Here is an 11,657-nt window from a genome sequence, read left to right on the forward strand (position 1 = left end):
GTAAGATTCACGCCTCAAAATTCAGAAGCTGGATGCCGGTAAACGTCCGATTGGTGTAGGCTAATTAAAGTTTCACTTTATAATTTTTCCTAATTTCTTTTAAACATCAGTTTTTAGTAAAAAAACCTGCTGAATTTCAGCAGGTCTCAAATTGTTACTATAGATTACTATGAGAAGCGTACTTCGTCAATTTTTTCTTAATAATGAAAATTACTCATTTTACTCTGTTGAGATAGATGGATCTGCCTGTTCTTTTTTCGGGATAATCTCAAAAAACTTGTTCTGTATATCATCTAATAATGGTGTTAACAAAGCAACTTCCTCATATTGCTCGTGCTCGTTTAGTACACGAATATAGTCTAGCAATAATTCAGTTACATCTTTCAAACCATTTTTACTAATTGGTTGTAATGTAACATTTGCGCCTTTTGCGATTCTTCTTTTTAAGGCCTGTTCTGTTAAGCCTAAGTTTGAATCACGGCGCAAATAAACAACACCGCCAGTCATGCCAGCGCAAATCCATGGACCAGGGTCACCTAAAACAAGCGCTCGCCCATTTGTCATATATTCAAAAGCAAAACCTTTAATATTGGAGTATGCACCTATATTTCCTTGCTCTTTTTCACGGAGTGGTTTTGTTATTCTACCTCCAATTATCATGTCTGCCCCAGAAAGGCGAATGCCAGCGCGAGCATCAGCGTTCCCTTGCACGTATAGTGCCCCTTTTTGTGCACCATATCCAAATCCTTTTCCGACAGAACCGTTATAATATACTCCGTCTTTTCCTTTTGATTTCGTTATATAAATCCCACCACCAAAGGAAGTTTTACCAATGCCATCTTGTGCGCCGCCATTTACGTGTATAAATAAATTTTCACTATTGTAAGCACCTAACCCATTTCCGGGAATAGAACCATTCGTATACTTTAATGTAAGTGGTTCAAGTTGAGTAGCTTCATATAGTTTACTGCGAACGCGATAACATGATTCTAGACCACCCATAACGCGTTGCTCTACACCAACGCCTACCAATTCTTTTGAGTCAGCGGAATGAACTGTCTTAAATTGTTTTTCCGGTACGCCTTCTGTTGTTGTAACAGATGGATGTTCTATTATTTGTAGTAAATTACGTAAGTTTAATAAATTTTCGCCTCGAACTTGCTCTAATAAATCAGAACGCCCAACAATTGCTTGTAAATTTGTATAACCAAGCTGTCCTGTTAATCGTTTTAGTTCTACACCGAAAGAGGTGAATAAATTTAGCAGGCCAGCAACTGCGCTTTCTAATTCGCGTGGGACAAAGCGGCGTAACCCATGTTCTTTTGCTTGTGCTTCAGACTCGATTTGTGTCGCAATTCCAACATGGCAAGTATCTAGATGGCACCCACGGCAAGTAGTACAGCCGATTGCAATCATTGATAGTGTGCCAAATCCAATACGGTTTGCTCCGAGGAGCATGATTTTTAAGGCATCATTTACACTTCGAATACCACCATCTGCCCAAATCTCTACTTTATGTCTCATGCTTGCTTCTAATAAAGCGTTGTGAGCGGCTTTAACACCAATTTCTACAGGGAGACCTACATGCTGCAATGCGTGAATACGTGCAGCGCCTGTTCCGCCATCGAATCCGCTAATGTTAATAAAATCAGCGCCAGCTTTGGCGATACCGACAGCAATTGTTCCGATATTAGGAACAACAGGGACTTTCACGGCTACTTTGGCAAGTTGATTAGCTGTTTTAATTTCTGTAATCATTTGAGCTAAATCTTCAATTGAATAAATATCATGGTTATTAGAAGGTGAAATTAAATCTGAGCCGATTGTCGCATTACGTGCTTCAGCGATTTTGGCTGTCACTTTTGAACCAGGTAAATGCCCACCTTCCCCAGGCTTTGCGCCTTGACCGATTTTGATTTCAATTAAGTTTGATGAGTTTAGTAGTTCGGCATTTACTCCAAATCGCCCAGATGCCACTTGTTGTCCACGTGTATGTGGATATTTTCCAATCATATCTTTAATTTCGCCGCCTTCACCGTTCAAGCTAATCATATTTAGCTGATCGGCTGCTTCTGCATATGCGCGAAAGGCAATTTCGTTTTGAGAACCAAATGACATAGAACTAATAATAAATGGTAAATTATGATTTTTGATGCCGATAGATACTTCTTCAGTTGGAACGACATGTTTTGTTTGTTTCGTTTGAACAAGGTGTCTGATTGCAATTGGATTATTCTCTTCTAGTTCACTTAACTTGTCACGGTAATCATCATAAGAATTTCCTTTTGCAACATCGCCGATTGCTTTCCAAATTCGCGGGAATATATGAAATGATTTTCGCATTCTAATTTTAGGATTGTTATAATCCTCTGCTCGTATTTTTGCATCTTCAACAAGTGATTCAAGTGAAAAGGCTAAATCATTTGAACCGAAGAAATTTGTAATCTGTAATATATTTGCGATTTCTTCATGTAACCCAATAGATGAATAGAGACGTCCGTAACCACGTAACTCATGAATTCCAATTGTTGAAATGACTTTTTCTAATCCTTTATTAAGTGCATTATATAGATTCGTAATTGGTGTTTTTGTTCCATCATTTACAGTCGCGAATAATAAATATGGATTAATACCATCTGCTCCTAATCCATATAGCGTGACAATGTCATGTAAGGAGCGAAGAGCACCAGAACGTATAACGAGAGAACAATTGCGGCGTAATTTATTTTCACTTAATGCTTGATGTACTTTAGCAGTAACTAAATGTGGATCAATCCACAATCGTTCATTTAGATGGGCTTTTGCGTCATCTAATACTAGTAGGGAAGCGCCATTGTTAACAGCAGCTATCGCTTCAGAACTAATGCGGCTTAATGCGCATTGCAGAGTTTCTGACGAGCTGAATGTAGCAGAGATTGTGGCGATAGAGTTATGAGTCTTAAATAGCTCTATGAGTTGTTCGTACGTAATTGTGTGTAATTCCTCTGCAATAGGTTGTGCCACGCTGCCTTCTAAAATAATTGGTGAAAGCATTTCAACTACAAATGGCCGTTTTGCGCCGCTTAATAAACTTGGACGCTCTCCAAGTACAGTACGTGTAGAGAAGTGTTCAATTTCACGGTCACGGTCAATTGCAGGGTTTGTAACAACAGCTACACTTTCTTTAATAAAGTCAGCGATATTTCGTCTATCAGTATCGAGTGCGGCAAGTGGTGAGTCATGCCCAAGTGAGCGTATTGGCTCAACGCCTTTTGTTGCCATCTGTTCAAGAAGTTGAATATGTTCTCGGTCCCATCCGAAAGCGACGTATTGTTTCGTTTCAACTTGAACAGAATCACATAGCCCTTGGATTTTTTTTGTTTCAGGGATAGATAAATTTAAATGGTAATTGGTAGTATCAATTCGCTTTTTAAAACGGTTATATACTTGGATTTGATATTTGTCATATTCATAAAGAACAAGTTCATCTTGTTCATTCCATTTTAATCCGACTTTTTCTCCAGGAGCGAGTGGTTTTGGTTCTGCTACATATTTAGTTGGTGATACAACTCCAGGTTCAGAAGAGAAAATATAAGAGCTCTCTGTCTCTACTTTCCATACTGGGCGTAATCCAAGGGAATCAACGCTGAAAACAGCTTCATCTTTAAAACGGGAAATGATGCCAGCTGGTCCTTGTGCAAAATGTCCCCATGCTTCACGTATATACGTATATAAATCTTGTAAAGGTGTTTCATAAAGTTTAATTTCATTAATAATTGGTGGGAATAGAATTTCCATTGCTTCAAATAAGCTGTAGCCGTATTGAACAAGTAGGGTTTCTAAGGTGCGGTTTAAATCTTGAGAGTCACTGCCTCCTGCAGTAAGTGGTACATCAATCATTTCAGCTTGATCGCGTAATTTCGCAATTGTGTTAATTTCACCATTATGTCCGAGAATGCTAAATGGTTGTACACGAAAAAAATTAGATAATGTATTAGTAGAGTAGCGGTTATGTCCTAATGTCATAGTTGAAGCGATAAGCGGATGTTGTAAATCATTATAGTAGGCAACAAGCGTATCACCAGCACCTAGAACTTTATATACAACATGATCATGACTTAATGAAGCAACATGAATTGCTTCGTTTTCCTCTATTTTTATTGTGACAGAAAATAATGTTTGCTCAATATTTGTAATTTCGTTTTCTGCGATAAGGGCAACTTGCCAAAATAAAGGTTCTTCTTGTTTACCAAGTGGACCGAGCGCATCTGAGTTTGTTGCATCATCACTTTCGAAAATGATTGCAAAGTTTTTGTTGTTTAATTGCGTACGAATATAATCTTTTAAGGCAGTAATGTTTTCTTTTTTATTTAGAAAAAAATGTCCAACGATAAAGTGGGGATGATCCACAATCGTTGGATTATATCCGCTACTTTTTAGTTTTTCATTCCAAAGCGTTTTTGGTATATCAATGTGAATGCCGATGCCATCGCCCTCGCCATTAATGAAACCAGCTCTATGATTCATTTTGACGAGTGATTGTATGCAAAGGTCAATGTTTTCTTTTGTAGCAATTTTTCGTTTCTCCATAACGGAAACGATTCCACACGCATCATGTTCTGCATTTCTATAATCTCGAAATAAAGACGGTGTCCATGTATTTTTTTTATTGAGCATCCGTCAATCCCCCCTCTTGTAAAAGTTAGAATAATCTTACTATTTAAGGTGCAAATCACCTTGTACACAGAGATAGTAATGCTGTAAAAGAATATAAAACAGATAATTATGAATAATTATACTATTAATGCGTGATTTATGAAATAGAAAAAAGGAAAAAAGAAAGGTGAGCTTTCTTTTTTCCTTTTAATGAAGGGATTATTTATTGTCTGCTAGGGCAGCAAATGCTCTGCCTACAGCTTCGATTGTATATTCAATATCTTCTTTTGTATGTTCTGTAGTTAAGAACCATGCCTCGTATTTAGAAGGTGCTAAGTTAACTCCTTCTTGAAGCATAAGCTTGAAGAATTTACCGAACATTTCACCGTCTGTATCTTGTGCGGCATCGTAATCTTCAATTGTATTAGTTGTGAAGTATACAGTTAAAGCCCCTTTTAGACGATTTAATGTAATGTCGATATTATGTTTCGCTGCTTGCTCTAAAATTCCTTTTTCAAGCATTGCACCAAGTTCATCTAATTTCTCATAAAGCCCTTCTTGTTGAAGTACTTCTAGACAAGCGATACCTGATGCCATAGAAGCAGGGTTTCCTGCCATTGTACCAGCTTGGTATGCAGGTCCAAGCGGAGCAACTTGTTCCATAATTTCTTTCTTACCACCGTAAGCACCGATTGGTAAGCCGCCGCCAATAACTTTACCAAGCGCTGTTAAGTCAGGTGTAACACCAAGTAAGTCTTGAGCACCGCCGTACATAAAGCGGAAAGCAGTAATAACTTCATCATAAATTACTAGTGCGCCAGCTTCGTGAACAAGTTCATTCACTTTTTCAAGGAATCCAGGTTTAGGCTCTACAATACCGAAGTTTCCAACGATCGGTTCTACAAGGATAGCTGCTACTTCATGACCCCATTTATCTAAAGCTTCTTTTAAAGTTTCTACATTGTTAAATGGAACGGTAATAACTTCTTGTGCGATACTTTGTGGTACGCCAGCTGAGTCAGGAGTTCCTAAAGTAGAAGGGCCAGATCCAGCTGCCACAAGTACTAAATCAGAATGACCGTGGTAACAACCAGCAAATTTCATGATTTTTGTGCGACCTGTATAAGCACGAGCAACACGAATCGTTGTCATCACTGCTTCTGTACCAGAGTTTACGAAACGGACTTTATCTAATGCAGGCATTGCTTCTTTTAACATTTTTGCGAATTTTACCTCTAGCGCTGTTGGTGTTCCATAAAGTACCCCATTTTCAGCAGCTGTTGTAATTGCTTTTGTTATATGCGGATGAGCATGTCCAGTAATAATAGGACCGTATGCTGCTAAATAATCGATATATTTATTTCCGTCTACATCCCAGAAATAAGCGCCTTTCCCACGTTCCATAGCAACAGGAGCGCCGCCGCCAACTGCTTTAAAAGAACGAGAAGGACTGTTAACACCGCCAACGATATGCTCTAAAGCTTCTTTATGTAATGCTTCTGACTTTGTGAAATTCACTACAATTCATCTCCTTACAAAAATCTATGTATTATTCTAACATGTTTTTCGAAAAGACGTATTGTTTGTGATAGCGAAGGCAGTTGGGTAAACTATTCGTTGTGACATTTAGGAGGGGGGTCCGATTATGAAATCGGTAATTGAGGTACAAGGGTTACGTAAAGAGTTTACAGCCTATTCAAGTCGTCCGGGCTTAAAGGGTGCATTTCGCGATTTATTAAATCGTAATTATAAAATAGTACCAGCAGTAAATGATGTATCTTTTACTGTGAAGCAAGGTGAAATGGTTGGTTATATCGGTGAGAACGGTGCTGGTAAATCAACAACAATTAAAATGCTTACGGGGATTTTAACTCCGACATCAGGGCAAATCACAGTAAATGGAATGAACCCACATAAACAAAGAGAAGAATTTGTAAGAACAATTGGTGTTGTTTTTGGACAGCGTTCGCAACTTTGGTGGGATATTGCAGTACAAGAATCGTTTCGTTTATTAAAGAAAGTGTATGGTGTATCAGACGCTCAGTATAAGGAGCATATGGAACACGTAATTGAAACGTTAGATATAGGGCCCTTATTAGATAAACCAGTTCGAAAATTATCTCTTGGTCAAAGGATGCGTTGTGAATTAGCGGCAGCCTTAATTCATAATCCACCGTTATTATTTTTAGATGAGCCAACAATTGGGTTAGATGTACTTGTGAAATTGAAAATACGTGAATTTTTAAAAGAAATGAATGAACGTTATAAAACAACAATTTTATTAACAACACACGATATTACTGATATTGAAGCTTTATGTGAGCGCGTTATCATGCTGGATGAAGGAAATATTATGTATGACGGTTCTTTAAATAATCTTCGTACGCAGTGGGGAGCGGAGAAGGAAATTCACTTTCAGTTTGTTGCACCAGTTTCCTATCAGGCTTTATCAATGGTTATGCCAGATAATCATGTCGTTTGGTCGAAAGCAAAAGAGGAAAATGCATGGGTTGCAAAAATTCCGAATGAAGAAGTTATTATTTCAATGCTTATTTCTAAAGTAGTACAAGCCTTTCAAATTAAAGATTTAAAAATTAACGAAGTGTCTACAGAGGAAATTATTCGTAACATTTATGAAGAAGGTATTACGCATGGGTAAGTATATTGAAATGATTCGAATTCGCTTTTTAATGATGCTTGCGTATCGTACAAATTACTATAGCGGGATTTTAATTTATACGATTAATATCGGTGCTTACTATTTTTTATGGCAAGCAATTTATAGCGGAAAAGAGAATATTGAAAGTTTATCTATTTCGCAAATGACCATGTATATCGCAATCGCGTGGATGGCACGTGCCTTCTATTTTAATAATATAGATAGGGAAATTGCGATGGAGATTCAAGAAGGACGTGTGGCTGTAGAATTAATTCGTCCGTATAACTATTTGGGAATGAAAGTTATGCAAGGTCTTGGCGAGGGAATATTCCGCTTTGCCTTCTTTTCCATTCCAGGCATGGTTATCGTTACGTTATTATTTTCGTTGCAAATTACAACAAATTTTCAAACGTGGTTATATTTCTTCTTATCTTTAATATTTAGTTTTATTATTAATACACAAATTAATTTAATGACGGGAATGCTTACGTTTTTCCTATTTAATAATAGTGGGATTATGTATGCAAAACGCGTTGTTATTGATTTATTTTCAGGTCTATTATTACCAATTAGTTTTTATCCGCTATGGGCCCAAAAAGCAATGATGTTTTTACCGTTTCAGGCTATTAGTTATATTCCAAGTATGATTTTTTCTGAAGGTATACAGGGGAGTAAGTTGTATGAGGCTTTAGTATTTCAAGTGATTTGGGCGATTGTACTTATTATTCCAATTGTACTCATGTGGAGAACGGCGAGAAAACGTCTAATTGTACAAGGGGGATGATGAGATGCTATATATAAACTTATTTTTACAATATGCAAGTCAATATATAAAAACAAAATTGGAGTATCGAGGCGATTTTATCGTTGGTTTACTTTCTGATTTATCGCTTCAAGCAGTTAATTTAATATTTATTCTCGTTGTATTTGGGCATACACAAGCATTGAAGGGATGGAGTCGAGAAGAAGTAATCTTTATTTATGGTTTCTTTTTAGTACCATTTGCCATCTTTTCAGCTTTCTTTAATATATGGGATTTTAATGATCGATACATTATTAAAGGGGAGATGGATCGTGTATTAACGCGGCCGATCCATAGCCTATTTCAAATTATATTAGAAAGAATGGAACTTGAATCTTTAATTGGAGCTATTACAGGGATTGTTGTAATGGGATATGCAGCTGTGGAGTTACAATTATCTTTTTACTGGTATGATTTCTTCTTATTTATATTGATGGTAGGAGGAGGAGCACTTGTATATGGAGGTATATTTGTTACGCTGGCGAGCCTTGGTTTTTGGTCGGATGCGAAAAGTTCAATTATGCCTCTTATGTATAACATAGGTAATTACGGGCGCTATCCTGTTAATATTTATAATCGTGTAATTCGTTTCATTTTAACGTTTGTTTTACCGTTTGCGTTTGTTGGAGTATATCCAGCGGCATACTTTTTAAGAAAAACAGAATGGAATAGTTATGCATTTGCGACGCCAATTGTTGGTGTTATCTGTTTTACGATTGCAATCACCCTCTGGAACCAAGGGGTAAAAAGGTATCGTGGCGCGGGTAATTAATTATAGAAGCTTGTTCGTTTCTAAGGGATAAATCAGTTCTCCACCTCATACATATAAAATGAGGTGGAGGACATGTTATGGGGATTTATTCTATTAATTGCAGCAATCGCTATTTTGAAAAGTGTCCAATTATTATGGAGTTCCTATTCAGATTCAACGCGTTTTTTTTCGCTCTATAATTTGGCCACATTATTTTTAATCTATACAACAGTACTAATCGCATTTGGATTAAGTTACGTTGTATTAGAGGAAATGGGTTTCGCAGTTTTGAAAGAGGACGGAGAAAGTTTGAACGCTCATTCTTTTCAACTCGTCGAAGTTTGTTTATATTTTAGCGCAGTTACTTTATTGTCTGTTGGATATGGTGACATATCTCCGATTGGAATTGGGCGATGGATTGCAATCGCAGAAGCGCTAATTGGATATACACTCCCTTTTGCTTTTGTGATGAGGTCTGTAATAGACAATGAAAAATAAGGAAGCATTTGTTATAGTAAAGGAAAAGAGTAGGAGTGATAACTATGATTACAGTAGGAGAAATGGCACCAGAATTCACATTAGAGGGAAGTAACGGAGAAGAAGTTCGCCTAGCTGATTTCCGCGGTAAAAATGTAGTTCTCTATTTTTATCCGAAAGATATGACGCCAGGGTGTACAACTGAAGCATGTGATTTTCGTGATGCGTATGGAGTATTTCAAGAGAAGGATACGGTTATTCTTGGAGTAAGTCCTGATTCAGCGAATAGACATTTGAAATTCATTGAGAAACATGAATTGCCATTTACACTTTTAGTAGATGAAGATCATAAAGTAGCAGAGTTATACGATGTTTGGAAGTTAAAAAAGAACTTTGGGAAAGAGTATATGGGAATCGAGCGTTCTACATTCCTTATTAATAAAGACGGTGAACTTGTAAAAGAGTGGCGTAAAGTGAAAGTGAAAGGACATATTGAGGATGTTCTTTCTTATATAAAATAAATCTACATTGGAGATAAAATATGCAGAAACAAGGCAAGTGTCTATACATATTTTACTGCCTTACATAAAGTGGAAGTGTAGGGCATACCTCCTCAGATGATAGTATTCCAAGTGCGATTATGTCGCACTTTTTTCTATGGAATATATGAAGAAAAAAGGGAAAGATATATAAAAACAAGTCCTGAATATAAAAATAAACTACATACTTATAGTAGAAATATTGACGATTTATAAGAAAAGGAGTACACTCTTTATAAGAATTATAAAATAATAATCCGTATAGAATCGGGGTGCATGACGGTGGTCAAAGAAGAATTAAAAGAAGCGCTAGAAATGCTGAAAAATACGGGTGTACGCATTACTCCACAGCGTCATGCTATTTTAGAGTACCTTGTGGAATCAATGACGCACCCAACAGCGGATGATATTTATAAAGCATTAGAAGGTAAGTTTCCAAATATGAGTGTTGCAACTGTCTATAATAACTTACGTGTGTTTAAAGAGGTTGGACTTGTAAAGGAATTAACTTATGGAGACGCTTCAAGTAGATTTGATTATGTTACAAGTCAACATTATCATGTGATTTGCGAAAAATGTGGTAAGATTGTTGATTTTCCTTATGGAGGCTTGGAAAAGCTGGAAGAGGAAGCTGCGAAAACGACAGGCTTCGTTATCAATAGTCATCGCTTAGAAATTTATGGCGTTTGTCCAGAGTGTCATAAGGCGTAATATATAATAAAGAAAGAGGCTGACGGCTATACGTCAGCCTCTTTCTTTATTATATAAGGATTAGCGTGAGGTTAATCGGGATTTACAGTGCTAAGTTAGTAAGAAGGGTTAGATAAAAGTTTGTCGAATTTACTTTGTATTGGTGGAAATGAATTCTTGGAGGGGACATTTTGAAGAAATATGAGATTAAAAATAACATTCCAACATTGGAAGAATATAAATATTTATGTGATTCTGTGGGATGGACTAACTATATGAACTTTGAGGTGGCGGAAATATCACTTCAAAATTCGATTTACTGTATAACAGTCAAGGATAATAATCAAATCATCGGCATGGGGAGAATTGTTGGTGATGGGGCTATCTATTTCTATATTCAAGATATAGTGGTTCATCCAGAGTATCAAAAGAATGGTATTGGAAAGAAAATAATGAATACTTTAGTAGAATACTTAAATGGGAATGCTCCAGATAAAGCATTCATTGGTTTGTTTGCGTCGCAAGGTAAAACATCATTCTACGAAAAATATGATTTTAAAGATTATTCGCCTAATATGACAGGGATGTTTGCTGTTATTTCGAAAAAATAGGTGTAATAAATTTAATAAAATAATTAAAAAGTTGATTTTTTAAGAAATCAACTTTTTAATGAGTTGAAACGTTTGTAGTGTTGCAAATTCGTATTTCCCTTGATACTTATGATTTATAACTCTTCTTATTATACTTTTCATCAAATTCTTTTCCTTCTAGATCTCGATCTAGTGTTAAAGGTTGATTGCAGTGCATACATGCATCGACACGGCCCAGCATTTTGGTTGGCTTATCACAGCTTGGGCAAATAATTTGGATAGTCTTAGTAGATAACATACCAATCCAAAAGTAAACGACAGTGCTAGCGATAACAGCTAAAAAGCCAACCATCATAAACGTTGTCATAATAATAATGTTTTCGCGGAAAAAGACACCTAAGTATGCAATGAAGAGGCCGATAAATACTAAACTTAATGCAAAGGTCCGGATTTTATTGATTTTGTTTGAATACTTAATGCTCATTCTCACCACGCTCCTATACTAATAATATAA

The 11,657-nt window shown here is 36.6% G+C and carries 10 protein-coding genes; 7 read left to right on the forward strand and 3 right to left on the reverse strand.

What is annotated here, in order from left to right:
- Positions 1–219 precede the first annotated feature (219 nt).
- Together DN399_RS02670 and hemL are read right to left on the reverse strand one after the other, a co-directional pair.
- On the reverse strand, positions 220–4,656 hold the full coding sequence (locus tag DN399_RS02670; protein ID WP_000932758.1) for a glutamate synthase-related protein: 4,437 nt from the start codon (positions 4,654–4,656) through the stop codon (positions 220–222).
- A 198-nt stretch (positions 4,657–4,854) separates the two neighbouring features.
- The gene (gene hemL / locus DN399_RS02675; protein WP_001011863.1) at positions 4,855–6,153 is read right to left on the reverse strand and encodes a glutamate-1-semialdehyde-2,1-aminomutase; all 1,299 of its coding nucleotides are present in this window, start codon (positions 6,151–6,153) and stop codon (positions 4,855–4,857) included.
- Positions 6,154–6,280: 127 nt separating this feature from the next.
- Here hemL and DN399_RS02680 point away from each other — a divergent pair, with 127 nt between their 5' ends.
- From DN399_RS02680 to DN399_RS02710, 7 genes are all read left to right on the forward strand, one after another.
- A complete protein-coding gene (locus tag DN399_RS02680; RefSeq protein WP_000843655.1) occupies positions 6,281–7,294 on the forward strand; it encodes an ABC transporter ATP-binding protein in 1,014 nt (337 codons plus the stop codon).
- A complete protein-coding gene (locus DN399_RS02685) occupies positions 7,287–8,078 on the forward strand; it encodes an ABC transporter permease (RefSeq protein WP_149149313.1) in 792 nt (263 codons plus the stop codon). The genes DN399_RS02680 and DN399_RS02685 overlap by 8 nt, the downstream gene beginning before the upstream one ends.
- Before the next feature lie 4 nt (positions 8,079–8,082).
- The gene (locus tag DN399_RS02690) at positions 8,083–8,868 is read left to right on the forward strand and encodes an ABC transporter permease (RefSeq protein ID WP_000965773.1); all 786 of its coding nucleotides are present in this window, start codon (positions 8,083–8,085) and stop codon (positions 8,866–8,868) included.
- 72 nt (positions 8,869–8,940) lie between these two features.
- Positions 8,941–9,345 (forward strand): potassium channel family protein, encoded by a 405-nt coding sequence (locus DN399_RS02695; protein ID WP_000964343.1) that lies wholly within the window; start codon positions 8,941–8,943, stop codon positions 9,343–9,345.
- 44 nt (positions 9,346–9,389) lie between these two features.
- Positions 9,390–9,845 carry a thioredoxin-dependent thiol peroxidase gene (gene bcp, locus DN399_RS02700; RefSeq protein WP_000633710.1) on the forward strand — a complete coding sequence of 152 codons (456 nt, stop codon included), beginning with the start codon at positions 9,390–9,392 and terminating at the stop codon, positions 9,843–9,845.
- A 300-nt stretch (positions 9,846–10,145) separates the two neighbouring features.
- On the forward strand, positions 10,146–10,574 hold the full coding sequence (gene perR, locus DN399_RS02705; RefSeq protein ID WP_000237829.1) for a peroxide-responsive transcriptional repressor PerR: 429 nt from the start codon (positions 10,146–10,148) through the stop codon (positions 10,572–10,574).
- Positions 10,575–10,744: 170 nt separating this feature from the next.
- Positions 10,745–11,164: a GNAT family N-acetyltransferase gene (locus tag DN399_RS02710; protein WP_000759736.1), complete on the forward strand. Its 420-nt coding sequence runs from the start codon at positions 10,745–10,747 to the stop codon at positions 11,162–11,164.
- Positions 11,165–11,270: 106 nt separating this feature from the next.
- Here DN399_RS02710 and DN399_RS02715 read toward each other — a convergent pair whose 3' ends face one another.
- Positions 11,271–11,627: a YgzB family protein gene (locus tag DN399_RS02715; protein ID WP_000025058.1), complete on the reverse strand. Its 357-nt coding sequence runs from the start codon at positions 11,625–11,627 to the stop codon at positions 11,271–11,273.
- Positions 11,628–11,657 lie beyond the last annotated feature (30 nt).

It is taken from the genome of Bacillus sp. AR4-2, from assembly GCF_008274865.1.
Lineage (GTDB): Bacteria > Bacillota > Bacilli > Bacillales > Bacillaceae_G > Bacillus_A > Bacillus_A cereus.